The sequence below is a fragment of the Kitasatospora terrestris genome, from assembly GCF_039542905.1.
GTDB classification, from domain to species: Bacteria; Actinomycetota; Actinomycetes; order Streptomycetales; family Streptomycetaceae; genus Kitasatospora; species Kitasatospora terrestris.
The window spans coordinates 2,556,019-2,579,124 of the sequence record NZ_BAABIS010000001.1; the positions used below are offsets into that span (position 1 = coordinate 2,556,019).

General features: G+C 72.2%; 24 protein-coding genes and 1 other RNA gene. 12 read left to right on the top strand and 13 right to left on the bottom strand.

The features are described from left to right. Positions 1–161 precede the first annotated feature (161 nt). Positions 162–407, bottom strand: a complete 246-nt coding sequence (locus tag ABEB06_RS11790; protein WP_345701817.1) for a hypothetical protein — start codon at positions 405–407, stop codon at positions 162–164. Between the two features lie 156 nt (positions 408–563). Between ABEB06_RS11790 and map the strand changes: the two genes are divergently transcribed. After that, entirely contained in the window at positions 564–1,409 is an 846-nt protein-coding gene (gene map / locus ABEB06_RS11795) for a type I methionyl aminopeptidase (RefSeq protein WP_345696795.1), read from the top strand. Positions 1,410–1,562: 153 nt separating this feature from the next. On the opposite strand, the gene ABEB06_RS11800 is transcribed toward map, so the two are convergent. From ABEB06_RS11800 to ABEB06_RS11810, 3 genes are all read right to left on the bottom strand, one after another. Continuing rightward, positions 1,563–1,727: an NAD(P)-binding domain-containing protein gene (locus ABEB06_RS11800; RefSeq protein WP_345696796.1), complete on the bottom strand. Its 165-nt coding sequence runs from the start codon at positions 1,725–1,727 to the stop codon at positions 1,563–1,565. Continuing rightward, the gene (locus ABEB06_RS11805; protein WP_345696797.1) at positions 1,724–1,888 is read right to left on the bottom strand and encodes a hypothetical protein; all 165 of its coding nucleotides are present in this window, start codon (positions 1,886–1,888) and stop codon (positions 1,724–1,726) included. Before ABEB06_RS11805 ends, ABEB06_RS11800 begins: the two co-directional genes overlap by 4 nt. 253 nt (positions 1,889–2,141) lie before the next feature. Next, positions 2,142–2,840, bottom strand: coding sequence for a bifunctional DNA primase/polymerase (locus tag ABEB06_RS11810; protein ID WP_345696798.1), 699 nt, complete (start codon positions 2,838–2,840; stop codon positions 2,142–2,144). Positions 2,841–3,270: 430 nt separating this feature from the next. On the opposite strand from ABEB06_RS11810, the gene ABEB06_RS11815 reads away from it, so the two are divergent. Next, on the top strand, positions 3,271–3,525 hold the full coding sequence (locus ABEB06_RS11815; protein WP_345696799.1) for a hypothetical protein: 255 nt from the start codon (positions 3,271–3,273) through the stop codon (positions 3,523–3,525). A 136-nt stretch (positions 3,526–3,661) separates the two neighbouring features. On the opposite strand, the gene ABEB06_RS11820 is transcribed toward ABEB06_RS11815, so the two are convergent. Both ABEB06_RS11820 and ABEB06_RS11825 read right to left on the bottom strand, forming a co-directional pair. Next, entirely contained in the window at positions 3,662–4,270 is a 609-nt protein-coding gene (locus ABEB06_RS11820; protein ID WP_425559614.1) for a PadR family transcriptional regulator, read from the bottom strand. A gap of 286 nt (positions 4,271–4,556) precedes the next feature. Continuing rightward, positions 4,557–4,931: a hypothetical protein gene (locus tag ABEB06_RS11825; RefSeq protein WP_345696801.1), complete on the bottom strand. Its 375-nt coding sequence runs from the start codon at positions 4,929–4,931 to the stop codon at positions 4,557–4,559. Positions 4,932–5,742: 811 nt separating this feature from the next. On the opposite strand from ABEB06_RS11825, the gene ABEB06_RS11830 reads away from it, so the two are divergent. Beyond that, a complete protein-coding gene (locus ABEB06_RS11830; protein ID WP_345696802.1) occupies positions 5,743–6,840 on the top strand; it encodes a hypothetical protein in 1,098 nt (365 codons plus the stop codon). A gap of 567 nt (positions 6,841–7,407) precedes the next feature. Here ABEB06_RS11830 and ABEB06_RS11835 read toward each other — a convergent pair. Further along, complete coding sequence (locus tag ABEB06_RS11835; protein ID WP_345696803.1) at positions 7,408–7,806, bottom strand: VOC family protein; 399 nt, start codon at positions 7,804–7,806, stop codon at positions 7,408–7,410. A gap of 95 nt (positions 7,807–7,901) precedes the next feature. Here ABEB06_RS11835 and ABEB06_RS11840 point away from each other — a divergent pair, with 95 nt between their 5' ends. After that, a complete protein-coding gene (locus ABEB06_RS11840; RefSeq protein WP_345696804.1) occupies positions 7,902–8,891 on the top strand; it encodes a helix-turn-helix transcriptional regulator in 990 nt (329 codons plus the stop codon). Positions 8,892–9,409: 518 nt separating this feature from the next. Further along, positions 9,410–10,195, top strand: a complete 786-nt coding sequence (locus ABEB06_RS11845; RefSeq protein ID WP_345696805.1) for a MerR family transcriptional regulator — start codon at positions 9,410–9,412, stop codon at positions 10,193–10,195. 49 nt (positions 10,196–10,244) lie between these two features. Here ABEB06_RS11845 and ABEB06_RS11850 read toward each other — a convergent pair whose 3' ends face one another. From ABEB06_RS11850 to ABEB06_RS11860, 3 genes are read right to left on the bottom strand one after another with little or no spacing between them, the layout of a single operon-like run. Beyond that, positions 10,245–10,940 (bottom strand): AIM24 family protein, encoded by a 696-nt coding sequence (locus tag ABEB06_RS11850; protein ID WP_345696806.1) that lies wholly within the window; start codon positions 10,938–10,940, stop codon positions 10,245–10,247. Positions 10,941–10,951: 11 nt separating this feature from the next. Then, positions 10,952–11,644, bottom strand: coding sequence for an AIM24 family protein (locus tag ABEB06_RS11855; RefSeq protein WP_345696807.1), 693 nt, complete (start codon positions 11,642–11,644; stop codon positions 10,952–10,954). A gap of 8 nt (positions 11,645–11,652) precedes the next feature. Next, positions 11,653–13,116 (bottom strand): TerD family protein, encoded by a 1,464-nt coding sequence (locus ABEB06_RS11860; RefSeq protein ID WP_345696808.1) that lies wholly within the window; start codon positions 13,114–13,116, stop codon positions 11,653–11,655. 160 nt (positions 13,117–13,276) lie between these two features. Here ABEB06_RS11860 and ABEB06_RS11865 point away from each other — a divergent pair, with 160 nt between their 5' ends. Next, entirely contained in the window at positions 13,277–13,678 is a 402-nt protein-coding gene (locus ABEB06_RS11865; protein WP_345696809.1) for an ACT domain-containing protein, read from the top strand. 181 nt (positions 13,679–13,859) lie between these two features. After that, positions 13,860–14,987: a serine hydrolase domain-containing protein gene (locus ABEB06_RS11870; RefSeq protein WP_345696810.1), complete on the top strand. Its 1,128-nt coding sequence runs from the start codon at positions 13,860–13,862 to the stop codon at positions 14,985–14,987. 195 nt (positions 14,988–15,182) lie between these two features. Here ABEB06_RS11870 and ABEB06_RS11875 read toward each other — a convergent pair whose 3' ends face one another. Then, on the bottom strand, positions 15,183–16,934 hold the full coding sequence (locus ABEB06_RS11875; protein ID WP_345696811.1) for a SpoIIE family protein phosphatase: 1,752 nt from the start codon (positions 16,932–16,934) through the stop codon (positions 15,183–15,185). Positions 16,935–17,124: 190 nt separating this feature from the next. On the opposite strand from ABEB06_RS11875, the gene ABEB06_RS11880 reads away from it, so the two are divergent. Then, complete coding sequence (locus ABEB06_RS11880) at positions 17,125–17,574, top strand: DUF7144 family membrane protein (protein ID WP_345696812.1); 450 nt, start codon at positions 17,125–17,127, stop codon at positions 17,572–17,574. 71 nt (positions 17,575–17,645) lie between these two features. Here ABEB06_RS11880 and ABEB06_RS11885 read toward each other — a convergent pair whose 3' ends face one another. After that, on the bottom strand, positions 17,646–18,197 hold the full coding sequence (locus ABEB06_RS11885; RefSeq protein WP_345696813.1) for a GlcG/HbpS family heme-binding protein: 552 nt from the start codon (positions 18,195–18,197) through the stop codon (positions 17,646–17,648). Positions 18,198–18,435: 238 nt separating this feature from the next. On the opposite strand from ABEB06_RS11885, the gene ABEB06_RS11890 reads away from it, so the two are divergent. From ABEB06_RS11890 to ABEB06_RS11905, 4 genes are all read left to right on the top strand, one after another. After that, positions 18,436–19,851 carry a sensor histidine kinase gene (locus ABEB06_RS11890; protein WP_345696814.1) on the top strand — a complete coding sequence of 472 codons (1,416 nt, stop codon included), beginning with the start codon at positions 18,436–18,438 and terminating at the stop codon, positions 19,849–19,851. Next, positions 19,848–20,477: a response regulator gene (locus tag ABEB06_RS11895; protein WP_345696815.1), complete on the top strand. Its 630-nt coding sequence runs from the start codon at positions 19,848–19,850 to the stop codon at positions 20,475–20,477. The genes ABEB06_RS11890 and ABEB06_RS11895 overlap by 4 nt, the downstream gene beginning before the upstream one ends. A gap of 206 nt (positions 20,478–20,683) precedes the next feature. Beyond that, positions 20,684–21,187, top strand: coding sequence for an NUDIX domain-containing protein (locus ABEB06_RS11900; protein ID WP_345696816.1), 504 nt, complete (start codon positions 20,684–20,686; stop codon positions 21,185–21,187). Between the two features lie 640 nt (positions 21,188–21,827). Beyond that, positions 21,828–22,526 carry an SDR family oxidoreductase gene (locus ABEB06_RS11905; protein WP_345696817.1) on the top strand — a complete coding sequence of 233 codons (699 nt, stop codon included), beginning with the start codon at positions 21,828–21,830 and terminating at the stop codon, positions 22,524–22,526. A gap of 166 nt (positions 22,527–22,692) precedes the next feature. Here the strand turns inward: ABEB06_RS11905 and rnpB are convergent. Continuing rightward, positions 22,693–23,094, bottom strand: an RNA gene (gene rnpB / locus ABEB06_RS11910) — RNase P RNA component class A. Between the last annotated feature and the right edge of the window lie 12 nt (positions 23,095–23,106).

The following is a 23,106-nucleotide window of genomic DNA, read 5'->3' on the forward strand; positions in this document are numbered from 1 at the left end:
GCCCGTCGTCGACCACCGTCCGTCGCCCGCCGAAGCCACCGCACAGCCGCCCGCGCCGGCTGCCGCACGGTCGTCCTCAGGTGCGGCGGAGGTCCTCCGCGCCCACCGCCACCTGGCGGTGATCCACCTGAACCTGTCGTCCTACCGCGGCTGACCCGGCCTCAGCCGTCCTCGCCACCCTGGCTGCCGCGGCCCTCGGCGGAGTCGTTCCACCGCGGGTCGTCGCGCCACTCACGGTTGCGCTCCGCCGCGAGGTCCAGTGCGTGCGCCGCCTCCTCCCGGCTGGCGTACGGGCCGAGGCGGTCCTTGGCCGGGCACTCCGGCCCCTCCTCGACCTTGGCGTGCTTGATGCAGTAGAACCACTCCCCCGGCTTCCCGGTGGGCTTGCGGCCGAACCCCAGCGCCATCTGCGCCATCTCCCGTCACCGTGCGGTGCGCGAACCGTCCGTCCGCCCCGCGCTTCCCGGCGCCCCGGCTCTCCCGGAACCCCACCTCGATCATGCCCGGCCGCCGCACCCGCACACCCGACCGGGTGCGGGGGTCCGGCGGATAGACTCGCCTGCATGGCTCTGGTACCCGGCATCCTGTCCCCCACCCGCAAGGTCCCCGCGCACATCGCGCGCCCCGAGTACGTGGGCAGGCCCGCGCCGGCCCCGTACACCGGGCCCGAGGTGCAGACCGCCGAGACCGTCGAGAAGATGCGGATCGCCGGCCGGATCGCCGCCCGCGCCATGGAGGAGGCCGCCAAGCTGATCGAGCCGGGCGTCACCACCGACCAGCTCGACGCGGTCGCCCACGAGTACATGTGCGACCACGGCGCGTACCCGTCCGACCTCGGTTACCGCGGCTTCCCCAAGTCGATCTGCACCTCGATCAACGAAGTGATCTGCCACGGCATCCCGGACTCGACCGTCCTGGAGGACGGCGACATCGTCAACATCGACGCCACCGCGTTCATCCACGGCGTGCACGGCGACCTCAACGCGACGTACCTGTGCGGCAACGTCGACGAGGAGTCCAAGCTGCTGGTCGAGCGGACCCGCGAGGCGCTCAACCGGGCGATCAAGGCGGTCCGCCCGGGCCGGCAGGTCAACGTGATCGGCCGGGTCATCGAGTCGTACGCCAAGCGCTTCGGCTACGGGGTGGTCCGCGACTTCACCGGCCACGGGATCAACACCTCGTTCCACTCCGGCCTGATCATCCCGCACTACGACAGCGAGCGGGCCACCGAGACGATCAAGCCCGGCATGACCTTCACCATCGAGCCGATGCTCACCCTCGGCACCCACGACTACGACATCTGGCAGGACGGCTGGACGGTCGTCACCAAGGACCGCAAGCGCACCGCCCAGTTCGAGCACACGCTGGTCGTCACCGCCGACGGTGCGGAGATCCTCACCCTCCCGTAGCGGGCACCGCAGGGCCGGGCAGGGCCGGGCAGGGCCCGCGACGCGCCCGGCCCGCCCCTGCCCCCGGGTGGTCGTCCGGCCCCGGGGCGCCCGGCACAGTTGGGCGTCCGTCCCTGTCGGTCGTCCGGCCCGGGTCGCCCGGCGTGGCGCCGGTCAGACACGGGTCGGCGCGAAGCCGATACCCGCGCCGAGGCTCCGGCCGAAGGCCGGCTGGGTCAGCAGCTCGACCGCGGGCTCCCGGTAGCGGGCATTGCCGAGCGGCCCGGCGTCCACCGCGCCGAAGCCCGGCTCGGCGCCGAGCCCCACCACGGTCTTCACCGCCGCCCGGCCGTCGGAAGCAGCAGGCGCTGACCACCGAAGGCGCCGGTCTCCGTCCCGCCCGCCATCACGGTGCCGAACACCTTGACCGCCGTCGCACCCGGCAATGCGGCGGCCACCTGCTCACCGCCCGAGGTGGTGTGACCGGCCGTCAGCGTCATGACGTCGACCGCCGACGGGGTCGGTGGCGTCCACCACGATCCGGCCCGCGAGCGCCGTCCTCACCTCGCCGGCCGGCTCCGCGACCGCGCCGAACGGCGCCGCCAGGACGGCCAGTTCCCCCTCAGTCCCCTGACGCCCGGTCAATCCGCCGTCCCGGCCCGGCGGAGGGCCGCGCGCCCCTGTCGCCGTCACGCCGAACGAGGAGCGGCCCCGCCCGGAAACCCGGGCGGGGCCGCTCCCCCGTCGTCCGCCTCAGCCGATCAGCCACTGCTCCTCGGCGACCGCGCCGACCTCGGTGCAGGCGTCGGTGAGCACGTCCAGCACGCGCAGCGGATCCGGCAGCGACTGCTCGGGGCCGCGCAGCCACCGCACCTCCGAACCGTCCGGCAGCGCGGCCGGCGGCAGCAGCGTGTACGAGCCGCGGCAGTGCCAGCGCAGGCCCGGGTGCTCGGACATGGTGTCCGGTGTCGAGTCCAACGCGGAGGTCCACCACTCGTCCTCGTCGGCCGGGGTGCCGCGGGTGGCGGTGAAGAAGAGGTACCGGTCGTCGCCGACGGCCGCGACCGGCCCGCCGACGCCGAGCGCGTCCAGCCGCTCCAGGGCCAGCCGCCCGGCCTCCGCCGGGACGTCCAGCACGTCATGCGCGCGGCCGGTCGCGGTCACGAAGTTCGCCTGCGGGTCGCGGGACAGCCAGCGCGCCAGCTGCTCGGCGTCCGTGGTCGCCTGCGACTGCCACGCGAAGGACACCGGGTGCTGGGCGGGCGCCGGACATCCCACCCGGTCACAGGAACACCGGTGCCCCGCCGGATGCGCCGCGGGCGCCACCGGGAATCCCGCCCGAACCGCGCCGAGCAGCAGGTCCAGCCTCGAAGCCGCGTCCCCACCGGTGACCTCGCGGCTCGGCCGCCGGTCACGCCGCCACCAGGTCGTCCACCTACTGCTGGCTTCCATCGGGCCCCTTCCGCCACTGCTGTGAGCTGCCGTGCCAGGTACGGCACCGCCACCGACGCAACATCCGACGCCAACACCACGGGAGGCCCGTTGCTTCCCGGGCGCTGCACCGCACACGTGCGTCTGCCGTGGGCCGGAGCCGGGGTCACCGGACGGCCGACGTCCGGGGCCACGGTACGGAGTTCGAGAGTTGCGACTCGGCGGGCAGGCGCGCGCACGGCGCATCCCGCCCGGCCCGTACGGGGCCCGCGGACCCGGGGGAACCCGGGGGCGTACAGAGCAGGATAAGGGTGCGCGGACGGTCCGATTGACCGGGGGCGGTGCTGCCCTGGTCACACGACCGATCACAGCGGCTCCACAGCACCCGTCCGGGATCCACACGAAGCACCGCGCGGCAGGTCACGCGCGTCGGCCCCGTACGCTGGGGCACGTGAAGAGCGCGGACACCGAATTCGTCGGCGGGCCCCTGGACGGCAAGGTGCTGCCGATCCTGCTGGGCCTGTTCCACAGCGTGCCGAAGGTCTACAAGGTGCCGGTGCCCACGACGGACGACCGGCCCGCCCACACGCTGGTCTACCGGCGGGCGAAGGAGTACGACGCCAAGGGCCGCTTCCGCTGGCGCTACGAGTACGACCCCGGCACCGGCGCGGACTCCGGCACCGCGGTCGGGGTCAGCGAGGACTGACCCCGACCCGCGGCCTCGCCCCGACCCGCGGGCTCGCCCCGACCCGCGGGCTCGCCCCGACCCGCGGGCTCGCCCCGACCCGCGGGCTCGCCCCGACCCGCGGGCTCCCCCGCCGCGCAGTCCCCCCGGCTGCGGCTCACGCCTCCTCGGCGAGGATCAGGTACAGCTTCTTCTTGGCCTCGGCGAGCACCGCCAGGCCCTTCGCCCGCTGCGCCTCCGTACCGGTCGCCATCACCTGGCGCACCGCGTTGTCGACCGCGCCGAGCGCCGCGCCGACCTCCTGGATCGCCTCCCAGTCGACGCCCCGGCCGGCCTCGTCCCACGGGGACTGGGCGCCGGCTTCCGCCTCCTCGCGCCCCTTCTCGGTCAGCTCGAACAGGCGCTTCCCGGAGACCTCCTGAGCCCGGACGAGCCCCTCCTCCTCCAGCAGCTGCAGCGTCGGGTACACCGACCCCGGGCTCGGCCGCCAGGCCCCACCGGTCCGCTCACCGATCTCGGTGATCATCTCGTAGCCGTGCATCGGCCGCTCCTTCAGCAGGGCGAGCAGCGAGGCACGGACGTCCCCGCGACGCGCCCGGCCGCCCCGGCCGCGCCCGTGGCCCCGGCCACCGTGGCCGCCGAAACCGTGCCCCCGGCCACCGAACGGCGGCCCGAACGGCGGCGGCCCCATCGGCCGGCCACCCGGCCCACCGAACGGCCCGAACGCCGGGCGGCCCTCGAACACCTCCTCCGACATCCCGGGCATCCCCGGCATCCGGTCGAACTCCGGCCGGCGAGCCCGGCCCTCTCCGCGATAACGCTTTCCCGGTCGCATGACGCGTACCGCCTTCCATCCACTCGACGCCTCGCCAATCGAAGCATCTCGATACCTCGACGATATATCGCTAACTATCGGATGGCAACCCTCGTTCTCCGATCCGTCCTGTCCTGTGCCACCGATCCTTGACCGATTGCCACCGAAGTTGGACCAGTGCACGGTTCGTGCCATCGAACCTTGACCGCACTGGTCAGACGACTCCGGGCTTCGCGGCTTACTCCGTGCCGCTGGCCGATTCGGGTGCTTCGTCGTTGGAGGAGCTGAACTGCTCGCCGATGTTGTTCCACATGAAGGCGTCCGGCCAGCCCGGCTTCCCGGTAGCCCAGCCGAGCAGCGCCGTGAGGACCTTCTCCTGGGACACAGTCATGGTCTGGAAGTGCTGCTCGGCCGAGCCTTCCCGGTATTCGAGCTGGTAGGTGTTGTTCTCGCGTAGCAGCACCTGGATGTACCAGTCGCCGGGTCGTTCGCCATCCACCCGCTCCACGACCATGTGGGCGTTGTCCCGCCGCAGGTTGGCCAGCATCGTTCCGATGGCGGGCTTGGTGGCGCGCTTCACCACGTGGCCACGCGCGTTCGTCGCAATCAGCATGGCCAGATCATCCAGCAGGAGGCTGACACCGCCGCCGTGAGGCCCTGACCAGGTCGGTCAAAGTTCGATGGCATGAACCGTCCAGTGGTCCAACTTCGATGGCAATCGGTCAAGGATCGGTGGCACAGGACACTGACGACCTGTCTCACCCAAGTCGCGTCGCGCCTCTGCGAAGGTCGGCTCACGCCAGTTCGTCTCACCGAGGGTGGCCCAGAACGTGTGTCTGCCCGCGCTGCACGATCACCAGAGCCAGGGGGCAACGTCCATCCGGTCACCGCACGCCGCGCCGCCGACGGGCTCACCACAACCGGCTGGCGGCCTTGCTGCGGTTCCCCGGCGCCGGCATCAGCCACAGCACGCAACCCGCTCGCTGACTCCGGCCGGGCCCGTCCAGCACGGCATCAGCAACCGGTCCGGCACGGATCCTGATCCGACGTCACTCCTGGTAGAGGGCCTGCCCGGCGGGCGGCAGCTCGGTGAGAGGCGGCTACCCCGCGAGGTTTCCTGCGGATCGGGAAGGGGGCCATGAGCCCATGGAGGAGCAGCACCGCGGCGTCTCGACGCAGTCGGGCTGTGCTGCCGGGCACACCCGGTGACCGGACCTTCGAAAGGGAACTTGTACGTGAACACCAACCTGCCGGCTCCCGGTGGCCATGGCGCGGGCGGCGGCCCCCCAACTGCTCGTGCTGCTCCTGGCGGCGGTCGCCGCCGTTGCTGCCGCGCAGAGCCAGGCGTGGGAGAGCGCTGTGGGAACCGCTGTCACCCTGTACTCCGTATTGACCGTCGGCGGCCAGGACCGGAGGAACTGACGATGCCCCGCACAAAGCCATCCCGCGCCCACCTCGCCCTGGTCCAGGCCATCGCGGAGTACGGGATCACCGCCACCGTGACGCAGGTGGAACGCTGGCAGCAGCAGGGCTTGATGCCCAAGACTTCGACCTGGTTCGAGTGCAGCAGTTCAAGGGTCGATCCCGAATACCTGCGGCGGGCCCTGTACCTAGCCCAGACCGCGAGAGCAGGTCGCAGCATCGGGTGGGTCGGATGGCTCTTCTGGGCCATCGACGACACCCCCGCCAGCGCCCGGCGGCTGCGAACGGCTGTGGTCGCTTCGCTGAAGCGGCCACTGAAGCGGGCGGGCATCACGGAGTTGCCCGCTGGGACGTCCGACCGGGCGTTCCAAGCCCGGCGCGATGCCGCCGCGAGGATGACGCCGAACCGTCGCGCATCTCGGCGCGACCTGGATCAGATGCTGCGCGACCGCTTCACCGAAGCCGGGATCACCCTGCCGCCCGAATCGCCGGACACTCTCCCGAACGTGCACCACTGGGCCTTGGTGGAATCCGGTGCCCGGCTGCTGCTCGGCGGCGCCGAGGACCTGGGGACCGAGGACCTGCTGGAGGCACTGGAACAGGCCATGCCGGAGCACACCGGGGCGATTGAGCGACTGCGCGAGGTGCACCGGCAGGGCGAACTCGCCGGTGTCGACCTGATGGCAGAGTCGCCGTGGGGTCGGGGGATTGCCGCCATGGTGCGCACCGTCGCGACGGCCGGCGACCGGGAGCTGTGCCATGCCGTGCACACCTGCGCGCGAGCGGTTTCCGTCCTTCAGTCGCTGTTGCAGCGAGCAGCCCAGGGCGAGCCTGAGTTTGCCGTTCTTCTGGCCCTGGATGCGATGTGGAGACGGTGGGCCACCGATGGCGGCATCGTGCCAGAAGGGGCGCCCGGCCTCGCCGCGATCGCCCTCCACACGTACCAGTACCTTGCAGACCCCGACTGGGCGGCGGAACTGGACCGCTACCTCGGCATCATGTTGATCCTGTACGTCCTCCCGCCCGACTCGTCCGAGGACTCCTGCCATGTGACGGCGGAGTGGGCTCGGTTCGCGGGGCACGCTTCCGCAAAGCCGTAGGCGCGCTTGCGTATGCGGGAACCTGCCCTTTGCGTATGCGGGGCGCCCTTTGCGGGTGCTTGCGGGCGCCGCCCCGCATCCGCAAAGGGAGAGTGCCGAGTGCTGCGGACGGTGCAGCTGCGATCCGCGCGCACCGCGGAGCTCCGGCCGCCGGAGCTCCGGCTCCCGCCTCGCACCTTGCGGGGCGGCCCGTCTCCGGCCCGCGCGCAGCACGGCGGGGTGGGGGGGTCACCGCAGGAGGTGCCGCTCCCGGGCGCCGGTAAGCCGGTGCCCGACGGCGACTCGGTCCGTTGGTGCTCGGCGAAGTGCCCGCGCGGGCCGGGTCGGCCATGCCGGGTGCCGGGGGGTCGTATCAAGGGATCCGAGCGGCCCGGGGTCGGGCACCAAGGAATGCGGCCCCGCCGGGACGCCCGTCAAGGTGTGCGCCCGCAGCTTGGGGAGCCATCAAGGCGTCGCCGGCACCCGCAGGCCCGGAGTCGGCGGCTCACCTTGATACCGCCGTTCGGGAGGGGGTCCGTACGGCGCCTGCCGCGCCGGGACCGGCCCGCCCCGGCCGCCGGGCTGTCGTCAGCGAGCGAACTTCTCGATGGCCGCCGGCGTGACAGGGGTGAAGAAGTTGACGAGGTTGCCGTCCGGGTCACGGAGCAGGAGCGACCGGTTGCCCCAGGGCATCGTGGTGGGCTCGGTCACGAAGTCGGCGACGGAATCGCCCAGGTCCCGGTACACCCCGTCCACGTCGGGGACGAGGAACTCGATGATCACCGTGTTGTTGTCGGCCGGACGGGCGCAGCCGGGCGCGAACAGCGCCACGGTGCGGGTGCTGCCGATCGCGAGGGTTCCGCCGGCGGTCCGGAGTTCGGCGAAGTCCTCGGTGGACCAGTTCGCCCGCGCTCCGGTGGCTCGCTCGTAGAAGTCCACGAGGCGTGCGACGTCGTCGGTGATGATCCGGATCGAAACGAAGTCCATGGTGCTCTCCTCAGGTCGGTGGAAGCCGTTGCACCTCGGACGCTAGAGGAAATACTGGACAGAATCGGTCCGGTATCAGGGCTAGGCTTGCAGGCATGGCTCGACCTACCAGTCGCGTGCTCACCCTTCTGGAACTCCTGCAGTCGGGCGGCATCAGAACGGTGGCGGAACTCGCCGACCGGCTCGGCGTCGACGGGCGCACCGTGCGGCGGTACGTGGACCACCTGGTCGACCTCGACATCCCCGTCGAGGCGGTCCGTGGCCGCTACGGCGGATACCGGCTCGCCCCCGGCTACCGCTTGCCCCCGCTCATGCTCAACGACGACGAGGCGCTCGCCGTGCTGCTCGGCCTCGTCGCCGGCCGCAGGACGGGGTTGCTGACGGCGGCCGAAACCGCGGGCGAGACGGCGGCGGCCAAGATCCGCCGGGCGCTGCCCGAACGTCTGGCGCGTCGCCTCGAGGCCGTCATGGAATCACTCGCCTTCACGGCTGCGCCCGGCGAGTCGGCCACCCCGGAGACGGGGGTTCTGCTCGCTGTCGCCGATGCGGTGCGCCATCGCCGCCCGATCTCGATCAGGTACACCACCCGAGACGGCCGACGGAGCGAACGCACTCTGCACCCGTACGGCATCGTCACCCATGAGGGCCGGTGGTACGTCACGGGCACCGATCCCGGGGTCGGCCAGGACCGGACTTTCCGGCTCGATCGCATCGCTGACGCGAGGACCCTGCCGGGCTCGTTCGAGCCGCCCGCCGGGCTCGATCCGGCACACCGCGTCCTGTCAGGGCTCGCCCAGGCCGCCTACCGGCACGAAGTGACGCTGCGGATCCACGGGACGGTCGAACAGATCCGCGCCCGACTGCCCGCCAGCGTCGCGAGCGTGACGGAGCCCGCCCCCGCGGAAGACACGGATCCGAACGCCGAGCGTTGGCTCCACGTCGAGCTGAGAGCGGAGCGGCTCGACTGGTTGCCTCCTGTACTCGCCTCGCTCGACCGGCCGTTCGTCATCGAGCAACCGGACGAGCTCCGAGACCTCGTCATCGCGCTCGCCGACCGGCTCGCAGCCTCTGCCCACCAAGCCTGACGTCGCTGCCTCCTTCGGGAATCCCAGCCGCGGATCCCGAACACCCTGCCTTCGGTCTGCACGCATCGGGGGCCGGCACCAGGGACGGACCAGAACGTGCGAGACCAGAGACCGGCGTCCCGACCGGCCCCGCGGAGGGCCGCACGGGGACCTGGGGACTTGGGGATCGCGGAGATCGTGGAGATCGCGGAGGGCCGTACGGGGGCCTGGGGACCTGGAGATCGCGGAGATCGCGGTGGTTCGGGGCAGCGGTCCCGCAGCCCGGGGGAGTCCGCCGCCGCGTGCGCCGCCGCCCCGTTCGACACGGCGTGTGCGAGACGGGCGTGTGCTCGTTGCGTGCGACGCGGTTGCGTGCGACGTGGTTGCGTGCGACGTGGTCGGACCTTGACGGGCCCGTCCGGCGGTGGACCGACTTGAAGCTGCCGCAGCGGCAGCCCCTACCGTCCTGACCAGGGCCGGAGACCTCCGGCCCGAGAACGCGATCGCGAGGGAGCGGCCATGGCGAAGGAGTCGGCGTGATGAGGGAGGCCGCGACCGGCCCGGGCCAGTGGCCGACCGCGGAGGTCGCCAGGATGGCGGGGATCACCGCCCGCACCCTGCGGCACTACGACCGGATCGGCCTGCTGCCACCCGCACGGGTCGCCCCCAACGGCTACCGCTACTACGGCGAGCAGCAGCTCCTGCGCCTCCAGCAGATCCTCGTGCTGCGGGCGCTGGGCGTCGGGCTCCCCGAGATCGGCCGGATCCTCACCGACCAGGTCGACGAACTGGCCGCGCTCCGCGGCCACCACCGCCGACTACTCGCCGAACGGGACCGGCTCGACGCGCTCGCCGCCACCGTCGCCCGAACGATCGCCGAACTGGACCGCTCCAGGAAGGACGGCACCCCCATGACCATGATCAACCGCCCGGAGAACCTCTTCGAGGGCGTGCAGCCCGCCGTGTACCGCGCAAGCCTGAGCGACTTCCCCGAACTGGCCGAGGCAGTCGAGCAGCGGACCGCCGCGATGGACCCGGCCGAGGTCGAGGCCGGTCAGCGCGAGCGCACCGCCCTGATGATCCGGCTCGCCGAACACCTCGCCGCCGGCTCCCCCGCCGACGCCGACGGCGTCCAGGCCGAGATCGACGGCCAGTACCGCTCACTGGCCGCGCTGCGTGCCGTCGGCGCCGAGGAGTTCCGCGCCATCGGGCGTTCCTGCGTCGACAACGAGCAGTGGCGCGCCGCGTACGAATCCATCGCCCCCGGGCTCGCCGCCTACCAGCGCGACGCCATCGAGGCGTACGCGTCGCAGCGGCTCACCTGATCCGGCCGGCCCCGGATCGGGGACGAGGTCCGCTGACCGCCGGCTCCGGTCAGCGGAAGGGGACCCGCTGGGGCTTCAGCAACTCGCTCGGCTGGACGATCACGTAGCCGGAGCCGGTGAACGCCAGCTCCCAGCCCTCGGTCGCGGTGCCCCGGCGGCGCCACGCCTCGGTGTTGCTGCTCTGCGCCTGGAGCTGCACCTCCAGCCCGGACGACCAGCCGACCACCGCGTCCGCGTCGCCGTAGACGTACTCGCCGGGGCGGACCGGCAGCACCAGCGGCCGGTCGGAGGTCATCAGCACCAGGGTGCCCGTCCCGGAGAACTCCAGGCTGCGGTTGCCCACCCCGGTGATCAGCTCGCCGTTCTCGATGCTGACGGTGCGCCAGCCGAGCTCGTTGTCCAGGGCCAGCACGTAGCTGCTGGTCACGGTCAGCTTCTCGTCGGCCAGCGGCAGGATGTGCAGGTGCTGGGCCAGGTTCGCCAGGTAGACCGTGCCGGTGCCGGAGCAGCGCATCAGGTCCAGGACGTCCGGGGCCTGCCGCTGGCCGCGGTTGTTGCGGTTGCCGCGGCTGCCGGACGGGCCCCAGCCGACGAAGGAGACCTTGCCGACGTGGGCGACCATCGCACCGCTGCGGGCCAGCACGTCCTTGCCGCCGTCCAGCAGGACCCGCAGCAGCTGCGGGTTCTGCAGGGCGAAGCGCTCGGTGTCGGCGACGGCCGTGTGGTCGAGAAGGGTGCTCTGCACGGAACGGCTCCTCAGCCTCGGATCTTCAGACGGTCGGAGGTGTCCTCGCTGGGTTGGACCACCACGAAGCCGGCACCCCGGAAGCCGAGCTGCACCGCCTCGCCACTGCCGCGGCCGACCAGGGCGCCGACCTTCATGCTGCGGCGCGCCTTGACCTCCAGCCCGGTGGTCCAGGCAACCAGCGCGTCCGGGTCGACGAAGGTCTCGGCCTCCGCGCAGTCCAGCACCACCGGCACGCCGCGGGAGGTGACGGACACCCAGCCGGAGCCCCGGACCGTGACGTTGTACAGACCGGTCCCGGCGAGCATCGCCGGGCCCTTCACCTTCTCCACCGCGCACTGCAGCGTGGCGTCCATCGCCAGCAGGTGCGAACCGTTGATCGACAGCGCCTCGTCGGCGAGCTGCAGGTTCAACACGTCCGCCCCCATGTCGGCGAGGTACAGCGCGCCGTCACCGGCCCAGCGCAGCAGCGGCGTGCGCTCGCCCGAGGCCCACTCGCCGAGCGCCCGCCGGAAGGTCTGCGACACCGGCTCGTACCGCAGGTAGCCGTCGTACGCGATCATCGCGCCGGGCTTGGCGTAGACGTCCTGGCCCTCCGCCAGCTGCACGCGGCACATCGCCGCGCCGTGGTTGGCCATCCGGGCCCCGGTCGGCGCCGCCTGGTACTGCTCCAGTCCGCCGCCCGCGAGGTACTGCGCCTGCATGGCTCTCCTTAGACCTCGAAGGGCTGAACGATGACGAAGTTGCCCGGACCGCCCCGGAACTGCAGGCTGTACGACTCGGCCGCATGGCCCGCGTAGGCGGAGCGGCGGATCCGGACCGGCGCGGTGGTGATCACCTGGGCGCCGCGCGACCACGCCACCAGCGCGTGGACGTCCGCGTACGTCTCGGGTGCCGGGGTCACCGGCAGCACCACGGGGATGCCGTTGGTCTTCACCACGACCGTCCCGTGACCGCTGAACTGGAGGGTGAAGAACCCGCCGTGCGGCAGCCCCTCGCCCTCGATCCGACGCACCTCGTGCTCCAGGCCGGCATCGAACGCCAGCACCCGGTCGGAGCTGACGCAGATCGAGTCGCCCTCCAGCCGGACGACGTGCAGGTCGCTCGCCTCGTCCGCCAGGAACACCTGCCCCTCGCCGGAGACCCGCATCAGCTTCAACTGCTGCCCGGTCAGGTTACCGACCAGCTTGCGCAGCATCCCGGAGGACTCGTACGCGAAGTCGGCCCGGCCCTGGTACGCCACCATCGAGCCCTGGAGGGCGAGCACCTCCTGGCCCTTGGTCAGCGTGAAGCGGACCAGGTTGGCGTTCTGCTTCACCCACCCGACCTGCTCGGGGACCTCGGCGTACTTGGTCAGGGAGATCTTCGCCCCGGCCGGCTGCGGCCCCGACGGCTCGAACGGCGCGGGCTGCACGGGCGATGCCGGCGTCACGGACGGAGTCGGTTGTGCGGACGTCACCGGCTGTGCGGACGGCGGGAACGGCGCCGGCGCCGCGGGCGGCGGTGGCGGAGCGGCGGCCGGCACGCCGACCGGCATCGCCGCGGTGACCGCCTGCGCGGGGATCACCACGGTCGGGTCAGGCACCGGTGGCTGGACGGCCTGCGGCTCGGCGGTGGCGGCTCCGCCCGCGTCCCCGGCCTCGTCCTCCAGCACCTCGCCGCCGAAGTTCTCCAGCAGCGCCTGGAGGCCGCCGTCGAAGCCCTGACCCACCGCGGCGAACCGCCACTCGCCGTTGCGCCGGTACAGGTCGGCGAGCATCACGGCCCGCTCGGTGCTGAACTCGGCCCCGGTGAACGCGTACCGGCCGACCTCCGTACCGCCCGCCACCACCCGCACGTAACCCGACGCCACCTGCGACATCTGACCGTCGCCGTCGATGGTCGCGGTCAGGCTGAGCTTGTGGATCGACGCCGGCACCTGGTCCAGCGCGACCCGGAAGGACTCGGAGTCCCCACCCTGCCCACCCAGCAGGCGGATCGCGCTCTCCGGGCTCTCCGGCTGGTTGAAGAAGATGAAGTAGCGGTCGTCACTGAGCCGCTCGTCCGCGTCCAAGCCGAAACAGCTGATGTCGAACACCAGACCGGGAGCGGCGAGGTGGACACCCAAGTAGAGCTCCGCGCTCGAGGTCAGCTCCGCGACCCGGATGCGGGATGCCTTGGCGAGTTCCCTGGTCATGGCGGTGACCCTATCCCAGCGCCCCGGCCGGGCGGCAAGGGTCCCCGCCGGTGCCGTTCCCATGCTGTTCCGAGGCCGTTCCCATGCCGTTGCGATCCCGCCTGCGACCTGCCCGGTGCGTCGCCGCCCCTCGCCGCCGGTAGGCGTTAGCGTGACCGGCATGGCTGGCGAACGAGACCTCAGAACCCTGCTCAGCGGCATGCACCCCGTCCTCAATCCGGGCCGCTACGTGTACTGCACCTTCCCCGCCAAGGTCCCGGCCGGACTCCGGCCGGTGGTCTCGGTCGCCGAGGAGGAGGGCGTCACCGTCGTCGTCCCGCAGGAGGAAGCCGACTCGCTCGGGCTTCGCTACGAGTACGTCGCGGCCTGGATCACCCTGCGGATCCACTCCGCACTCGACGCGGTCGGACTCACCGCCGCCGTCGCCGCCTGCCTCGCGGACGAGGGCGTCAGTTGCAACGTGGTCGCCGGCTTCCACCACGACCACCTCTTCGTCACCGCCGACGACGCCGACCGCGCACTGAGCGCCCTTCAGTCGCTCTCCGCCGCTCCGCCCGCGTAGCGCTCGCTCCTGCACTCCCACCACCCCCTGGCTCCGTCTGCCGCCGTCCGCGACTGTCCTTATCGCCCGGTACCGTCCGTTGCCGCACCTTGTTGTTCGCCCCCGTTCAATGTCGGGGCCCACCGGGTATCCAAGGTGCGGCCCCCGCCGGAAGGGCTGTCCGCCGGACGAGAGGCACGCCATGGCACTCACGCCCCGTCATCAGACACCCGACGCGTGGACGTCGGCCGCCATCGACGCGCTCGGTGCGAGCCTCGACACCGCGATCCATGACGCCGGCGTCCCCGGCGGCGTGCTCGCCGTCGGACAGGTGGCCCTCCCTGCCGACCCGGTCTCCCGCCCACCCGCCGACCGTCCCCCCTCCGACCCTCCTCCCGCCGCCCCTCCCCCCTCCGACCGTCCTCCCGCCCGGGCGGTGAGCGGCCGGGGCATCCTCGGAGCGGAGTGCGGCGCCGCCGCACCCGACGGCCGCACCCGATACGACATGGCCTCCCTCACCAAGGTCGTGGCGACCTGGCCGCTGATCGGCCGGGCCGTCCGCGACGGACTGCTCGATCCGGACGCACCCCTGAGGACGTACCTCCCGGACGCCCCGGCTCCGGGACGTGATCTGACCACCCGCCACCTCATGACCCACACCTCCGGCATGCTCCCCAGCACCGGGCTGGCCCGCTACCAGCTCAGCGGCCGCTCGCTGCTCGACCACCTGTGCGCCGAGCCGCTCGTCGACGTCCCCGGGGCCCGGCACCGCTACATCGACCGCGGCTTCGTCCTGCTCGGACTTCTTCTGCCGATCATCCGCAACCGCCCCCTCCATGAACTCGCCGCCGAGTTCTGGCAGGAACTCGGGCTGGGCTCCACCTGTTACGGGCCACTCGCCCGCTCCGCCCGGGTCGCCCCGACCGAGGCGCGGCTGGCGGGCGCCCCCCGCACCTGGGGCATTCCGCACGACCCGTCCGCCGCCCTGCTGGGCGGAGTCGCGGGCCACGCCGGTGTCTTCTCCACCGCCGCCGACCTCGCCACCTTCGCCGAGCACCTCCTGACCCCGGCGAACCCACTGGCGGACTGGTTCGAGTTGAGCCGGCAGCCCGCGACCGCGGTGGAGCCGGGACTCCTTCGTGGACTCGCCTGGATCGTCACCGCCGACGGCACAGCCGCCTACCACCACGGCTACACCGGCACCAGCCTCTACCTGTCGCCCCCGACCGGCCGGTACATCGTCCTGTGCACCAACGCCGTCTACCACGGCTGGCAGCGCACCCGGCTGGCCCCCGTCCGCGACCTGGCCCTGCGCACCCTCACGAGCTGAACCGCCCACGCGGCACCGGGCTGCCGTTCAGCACGCTGCGCGCTGCCGTCGCGGTTGCCGTCGCGGTCGCGGTTGCGGTTGCGGTTGCCGCACGACAGCGCCAGCGGCCGGTGGAGCGGGGGCCGGTCGACTCCGCCTGGCGGCCTGCGGCCGCTGGGCGGCGGTTGGTGCCCGGTGGCCGGCTCGGCTCTCCGCTCAGGGCCGCCGACCACCGTTGCCTGGTATCCGCTCGTCCACCGTGTTGCCGTGTTCCGGCGCCGGTCGGGTGGCAGCGGTGGCCGCCAGCAGGGCGATGTCGTCCTCGGCCGGACGGGGAGCACCGGCCAGGACAGCGTCCAGCAGGTCGTCCAGCAGGACCGGCGGGCCGTCGTCCAGCGGGAGCCGATGGTCGGTGAGCCGACTCAGCGAGCGGTCGATGTCCTCTCCGCGGCGCTCCACCAGCCCGTCGGTGAAGAGCAGCAAGGTGTGTCCGTAGGGCAGTTCGGCCGTCCGGGCCCGGTAGCCACCCATGCCGGTGCCGAGCGGTGGCCCCGGCTCCACCGGCATCAGCTCGACCGCGCCGTCCGGCCGGACCACGGCGGGAGGTAGGTGCCCGGCGCTCGCGTAACTGCATTCCCCGCGGGACGGATCCACGAAGACCACCATGCAGGTGGCCGGACGGTACTCGTGGACGCGGCTCGCCAGGTCGTCCATCCGTCCGAGCAGGAGGTCGGCGGCAGGCTCCATCAGGGCCATGGCTCTCAACATGGCCTGGTAGTGGCTCATCTCGGCCGCCGCCTCCAGGCCGTGGCCCATCACGTCACCGATCGCCAGTAGCGTCCGCCCGTCGGGCAGCGCCACGGTCTCGTACCAGTCGCCCCCGACCAGGGCGCTGGTACCGGCGGGACGGTAGCGGAACGACACCGTGAGGTCGGGGTGCGGGGCGCCCGGCTCGGCCAGCAGCGCCCGCTGGAGGTCGACCGCCACGGTGTGCTCCCGGGTGTAGCGGCGGGCGTTGTCCAGGCTGATCGCCGCCCGGCGCGCAAGGTCCTCGGCCGCCACCGCGTCGTCCTGCGAGAACATCGGCGACTCGCCGACCCGCATCAGCGTGACCGTGCCGACCCGGTGGCCCCGGGCGGCCAGTGGCACGATCATCCCGGAGTGGATCCCGATCTCCCGGTAGATCGCGACCCGGTCGGTGTTGGGTGCGGAGAGGCCGAGCTCGTCGTCGGACAACCGGTTGTCGATGATCGACTGGCCGCTGGCGAGGCAGCGCGGGATCGCCGAGCTCGGCTGGTAGTCGACGTATTCACCGCGGGTGCCCAGCACCCGGGCCGAATCCAGCAGCTCAGGCCGGGCCGCCATGGCGGCGCGGCGCAGGCGGAGACCGCCGTCGGACCTGCGGCGCGCGTGGAAGCTGTCCGGGTGCGGCAGCACCTCGACGGTCGCGATGTCCGCGAGCTGCGGCACCAGGAAATCCGCGAGCTCGCCGCAGGTGATGTCCATGTCCAGCGTCGTGCCGATCCTGGTGGCGGCGGCGTCGAGCAGGGCGAGGCGGCTCCGGGCCTGCTCCAGCTCGTGCTGCTGCTGGCGCGAGGCGGTGACTTCCAGGACGATCCCGACCAGCCCGATCGGCCGGCCGTCCTGCTCCAGCCGGTGGTAGGCGCCGTGCCAGTAGCGCCGTCTGAGCGGTGAGCTCGCCCGGGTGTGGCCGCTGGAGGTGACCTCGCGCGGACGGCCGTCGGCGATCACCGCGCGCAGGACCTCCTCCCGCGCGTCGATCCCCGGGAGCAGCTCGGCGATGGTGTGGCCGATGTGAGCCTCGGCCGGTACCCCGTTCATCCGGGCCAGCGTCGGGTTCACATAGAGGTAGCGGAGCGAGGTGTCGAGCACGCCGACACCGGCCGGGGTGCCCTCCAACAGCTGGCGGAAGGACATCGGCAGCTGCTCCCACTGGCCGTCGGTCACCGCTGGTTGACCTCCCTGGACCCGCCGGCGCCGTCCGGACCGGCCGGGCTGTGACCAGTAAACACAGCGGTCGGCGGTCCGGCGATCGGGCGAGCCTGAGGGGGTGTCACCCGGATGGCCGCGTCCGATTGCACAGGATCCCACCTGGACCGAGGGTCGAGGGCACAACCGCGATGGTTTAGGAGCGCCCATGAGCACTGCAACAGGCGGCCCGTCCGCACCTCCCCCGTCCGCGAACCGCTCGACCGGCGGAGCCCCGCGCGTCGGGAACAGCGGCTGGGTGACCGGCATGGTGCTGTTCGCCGGTGTGGTCATGATGGTCAACGGAATCCTGGAGATCTTCCAGGGGATCATGGCCATCGCCGAGGACGACGTCTTCGTCAAGACCCCCAAGTACATCTTCCAGTTCGACCTGACAGGCTGGGGCTGGATCCACCTGATCATCGGCGTGCTGGTCGCCGTGACCGGCTTCGGAGTCATCCGCGGCGCGTCGTGGGCTCGGATCGTCGGCATCTTCCTGGCCTCCCTCAGCATGATCAGCGCGTTCCTCTCGCTGCCGTACTACCCGCTGTGGTCACTCGTGGTGGTGGCGCTGGACGTGTTCGTGATCTGGGCGCTGTGCATCTACCGGGAGGACTGACCGACCACCGGCTCTCGGCCGGCTGACGTGGCGGGCCCGCTCGATCGAGCGGGCCCGTCCGCGTACCCGCGCTACTTCGCGAGCTCGGCCACACCGGCCTGGGCGAACTGCTCGTCCTGGTCGCCGCTGGGCGCACCGGCGACACCGATGCCCGCGATCGGGGCGCCCTTCAGCTGGACCGGGGCGCCACCGCCGAGGAACAGCGTGCCGGGGATGTCCTTCAGGTTGGGCGCCTGGGCGAGGCGCTTGGCCAGCTCAGAGGTCGGGGCGTTCCACGAGACGGCGGTGTAGGCCTTGCGCTGGGCCGACTCGTAGGACTGCGGGCCGGCGCCGTCGCCACGCAGGGTCACGATGGTGTTGCCGTTGCGGTCGACGACCGCCACGGAGACGTGCTGACCGGCCTGCTCCGCGGCGTCCAGCGTGGCCTGGGCCGCCCGGGTGGCGGCGTCGATGGTCAGGTGGCTGGTCTCGGCCGTGTTCTTCTTGGCCTCGTCGACCTTGACCGCCGCAGGGGCCTGGGCCGTCTCGGCGTTGGCCGCGACCGCGCCGAACACGCCCGCACCGACCGCCGCGAGGGTGATACCGCCGGTGAGGACACGGGCCCGGGTGGTCATCTTCTTCATGGGTGACTCCTGCTCGGATCGAGGGAAGCTCGGGGGCTCCCGCTGTGATTCGATCCTCCGCCCGCCACCGCCACCTGCGGATCGTCGTTCCGGCTGCTCCGCGAAGGCATCATGGATGACAGGCGTGTCAGCCGATCGGTGGATGTGCGCGCCCCGCCGGCGCGTCACCATGCCATCAGAGGCATCGGCGGTCACACCGTGCCGAAGACGTACGACCCGCAGAGGAGGTGGTGGACGGATGCGTCGCCCCCTGCCCCAAGCCGTCGACCCGGACGCGGGTTGGCTCGCCGCCGTGATGCGGCTGGCCTTCCTGCTGCTCCTCGGTACCGCCCTGCTGCGATACCTCGACCACCACCTGCACAGCGCCCTCACCCCCTGGGTGATCGGCCTGAGCATCGCGCTGGGCATCACCCACCTGCGGGGCCGGGCCGAGCGCCGGCCCGCCTGGCTGGCCGTCCTGCTCGCGCTCTGGGTGGTGCTGGTGCTGATGGCGCCGAGCTTCGCGTGGTGCGCCATCCCCCTGCTCTACACGGTGCTGCGTGCCCTCCCCGCCAAGGCCGCGATCGCCCTGGTCTCCGTCCTCACCGCCCTCGTCGTGGTGGCCGAGCTGAGGCTGGCCGACAGCTTCGACCCCACGCTTCCGCTCCTCCCGCCCGCCGTCGCAGCCCTCGCCACCGCGGTCTTCCTCCACATGGAACGGCAGGGTGCCCGCCAACGGGCCCTGATCATCGACCTGATCTCCACCCGGCGGGAGCTCGCCGCCACCGAGCGGCGCGAAGGCGCCCTCGCCGAACGGGAGCGGCTGGCCGTGGAGATCCACGACAGCCTGGCCCAGGGTCTCTCCAGCCAGCAGATGCTGCTCCAGGCCGCCGACCGCACCTGGGAGAACGACCCCGGCACCGCCCGCACCCACGTGCGCACCGCCAACTCGATAGCCGCCCGCAACCTCGCCGAGGCCCGCAGGTTCGTCCATGACCTCGCCCCGGCCGACCTCGCCGACCTGGGGACGTTGGACGCCGCACTCCGAGCGCTGGCCGAGCGCGAGGCCGCCGAGAGCGGCCTGCCCGTCCGCTTCCACCTGGACGGCACGCCCGTCCCGATGCCCACCACCGCCGAGGCCGCGCTGCTCCGGATCGCGCAGGGCGCCCTCGCCAACATCCGCGAGCACTCCGACGCCTCCGCCGCCGCGATCACCCTGTCCTACCTCGGCGACCAGGCCGTCCTCGACGTGGTCGACGACGGCCGCGGATTCAGCCCCGACCAGACCTCAGGGTCGCCCACTTCCTCGTCCTCCGCAGCCCGCGACCTCCGCCATCGCGGCGGCTCCGGCCGTTCCCCCCGCTTCAGCGGCTCCAGCCGCTCCGCCCGCTCCAGCGGCCGCTCCGACGATTCCCTCGACCCGAGCGACTCCGGGAGCAACGGCCCGGACGGCAGGCGCGCCCCCACCCGCGCTCGCCGTGAACAGAACAGCCGCGGCCACGGCCTGCCTGCCATGCGAGCCCGGCTGCGCCAGCTGGGCGGCAGTCTGACCATCGAGTCCGTCCAAGGCGAAGGCACCGTCGTCTCCGCCTCGATACCGCTCGACCCCCGCCCGGGCATCGACCCGCGCCACATCGCGCACCCCACCGCACCGACCACGCTGGAGCGTCGATGAACGGCCCGGTTCGCCTGCTCGTCTGTGACGACCACGCCGTGGTCCGCGCCGGGCTGCTGGCGCTGCTCGCCAGCTCCCCGGACATCGAGGTGGTCGGCGAAGCCAGCAGCGGCGAGGAGGCCATCACCCTGGCCGGCCGCCTCCAGCCCGATGTGGTTCTCATGGATCTCCAGCTCGGCGAGGGCATCGACGGCGTCGAGGCCACCCGCCGGATCGTGGCCGGCCCCGGATCCAGTCACATCCTCGTCCTGACCACCTACGACACCGACGCCGACATCACCCGGGCGATCGGCGCCGGCGCCACCGGCTACCTGCTCAAGGCCGAGCGGCCGGAGGAACTGTTCGCCGCGATCCAGGCGGCGGCCCAGGGCCGCTCAGCGCTGTCCCCGCCGATCGCGTCCCGGGTGATGGCCCAGATGCGCACCCCGCTCCCCCAACTGACCGAACGCGAGCAGGACATCCTCGACCAGCTCGGCCAGGGCCTCGGCAATCGGGAGATCGCCCGCGCGCTGTTCATCAGCGAGGCCACGGTGAAGACCCACCTCGGCCGGATCTACGCCAAGCTCGGCGTCGACACCCGCTCCGGCGCCGTCGCCACAGCGAAGGAGCGCCGCCTCCTCCGCTGACCACCTCCACCTCCGGCTCCAGCTGCAGCTCCGACTCCAATGACCACCACCGACCCCAAGAACCGCAGGACGCAGAGCACCGGACACCGACCCGTGAGCACCACCCACTCGTTCGGGTACATTCCACTCCGAACCCCGGGTTCCGTAGCCGAGTTGCCGGAGAATGAGGGCGGGCCGGCGGGCGCCGTCCCGGAGAGGGGCAGTCCGTGACGACCGCAGTTCTGTCACAGCAGGAGTGGCTGGCCCGGATGGTCCGGGCGTACGCGGGTGCCAGTCTGCTGCTGACGGATCCGGCCGGTCGGGTGCTGCTGCTGAAGCCGACGTACCGACCCACCTGGCTCTACCCGGGCGGGGTCATCGACCCGGGCGAGAATCCGGCCGAGTGCGCCGTACGGGAGCTGCGCGAGGAGACCGGGCTGGAGATCGCCGTCGCCGGCCTCCGGCTGCTGGTGGTCGAGTGGCGCGACCCGATCCCCGAGCAGGGCCACCAGGCGCACCCTGCGGTGCACTTCATGTTCGACGGCGGCACGATCGCCGCCGACAGCACGATCCGACTGCAGGCGGACGAGGTGTCGGAGGCCGGCTTCTTCCCGGTCCAGCAGGCCCTCCCGCTGCTCCACTCACAGGCGGCGCACCGCCTGACCCAAGGCTTGCAGGCACGTCGCGACGGCACCACCGCCATGCTCCACACCCCGGGCTACCTGGGCTGACGCGTCACGAGCCGGCGGCTGACGCGTCCCCGGACAGCACGACTCCGACATTCGCCAGCACTCGAAGCTTCGCCTGCGCCTCGACCACGCCCTCCTGCGGCAGCGCTGTCGCCAGCAGCGCCCGGTACGCGACCACCGACCCGCGATCCAGCGCGTGATCGGGCAGATCGGCACGAGGAACAGCCAGAACGAATGAACTTGCGCACAACCCGGGAGCCCCACGGCCTCCGCGGCCCAAAGGACCATCAGCAGCCGGCGGTCACCCCAGCGGTCGGCAGCAGCCAGCTCTGAGCTCGGCCACGGTTCACGTGACGGGAGATCAGACCTCAGCACATGGAAAAGAACTGGACCCTCGCCTCGCAGCGATCAAGCTCCCGGCCTGGGCCGCTCACCGGAGGGGACCCTCATGCCCCGGGACCGGTCCTTCCTCCACCACCCCGCGCAGGCCAGGCCCAAAGACGGCTCCGGTTCCCGCGCTGCCAATGCCCATGACTCTTCGCACTTGACGGGGCCTCATCGCCGCGGGGGCCGCGGATCGGCGTGCGGCCGCTCGTCCGGTGCCCCTACGGCCCCTCGCACCGCGGTCCGGGGGCCGTTCACGGCCCGGCCCCGACGATCGGCCGTAGTAGCATCGCGCCCCATGGAACGCGTCACATTGATCACCGGCGGTTCGAGCGGCATCGGCGCGGCAACGGCCAGAGCGCTGCTCGAGCAGGGTGACCTGGTGGCGGTCACCGGTCGCGACGCCGACCGCCTGGCCGCCTTCGCCGGCTCCGTCGACGCCGGGAAGCAGCTGCTGACGATCACCGGTGACGCCGCCGACGAGAACGACGTCGCGTCGGCCGTGCGTCAGGTCGTCGACCGGTGGGGCCGGTTGGACACGGTGATCGCCAACGCCGGCTACTCGCTGCCCGGCACCCTGGAGGACCACGACCCCCAGGCGATGCGTGCCATGGTCCTGACGAACGTCCTCGGCCCGGCGCTGCTGGTGCGCGAGGCGCTGTCGCACCTCCGCGAGTCCAAGGGTCGGATCGTGGTCGTCGGTTCGGTCGCGGGCATCAGGAACACCCCCGGGAACCTGTACTCCGTCACCAAGTGGGCCGCGCACGCGCTGGTCGAGAACGTCCGGCAACTGGTGGCCGAGGACCACGTCGGCGTCACCCTGGTCGCGCCGGGCGTGGTGGACACCCCGTTCTGGACCGAACGCGGCGGCACGCCGCATGCCGCGCCGACCCTGACCGCCGAGCAGATCGCCACCGTGATCGTGTTCGCCGTCAACCAGCCCGAGGGCGTGGACGTGAACCAGCTCGTCGTGCGGCCCTCCGGCCAGTCCGGCTGACAAGGCCTGCCACTGCCGGCTCGGTGACCGTCCGCGTTCCGCGCCTTCGCGGCGCCGAGCACGGCAAGCACGGCGAGCACGGCGAGCACCGGTAGGCCGTGAAAGATCGGAAAGGGCCTCCGACACAGGTCAGAGGCCCTTCCGGGGGCAAAGCCGCTGGTAGCGGCGGACGAGTCGGCCTGTACGCCGGGTTCTGTCTCCCGGGAGCCTTGCGGCGCCCGGGGAGGCGGCCATCCATCTAGGGCTGCCGTTGCCGACAGCCTCGTGCGGTCTACCCGCGGACTCGGGCGAGCAGCCCTCGAACATCCGCGCACGGCGCCCGAGGGCACCGATCTTGACCTTGCTCCGAGTGGGGTTTACCGAGCCGGCCGAGTCACCTCGGTCGCTGGTGGTCTCTTACACCACCGTTTCACCCTTACCTGGTGCCGAAGCCCCAGGCGGTCTGTTTTCTGTGGCACTGTCCCGCGGGTCACCCCGGGTGGGCGTTACCCACCACCCTGCTCTGTGGAGCCCGGACGTTCCTCGGCGGGCTCCCTGGGGAGCCCGACGCGACCGCCCGGCCGGCTCGTCCGCCGTAGTG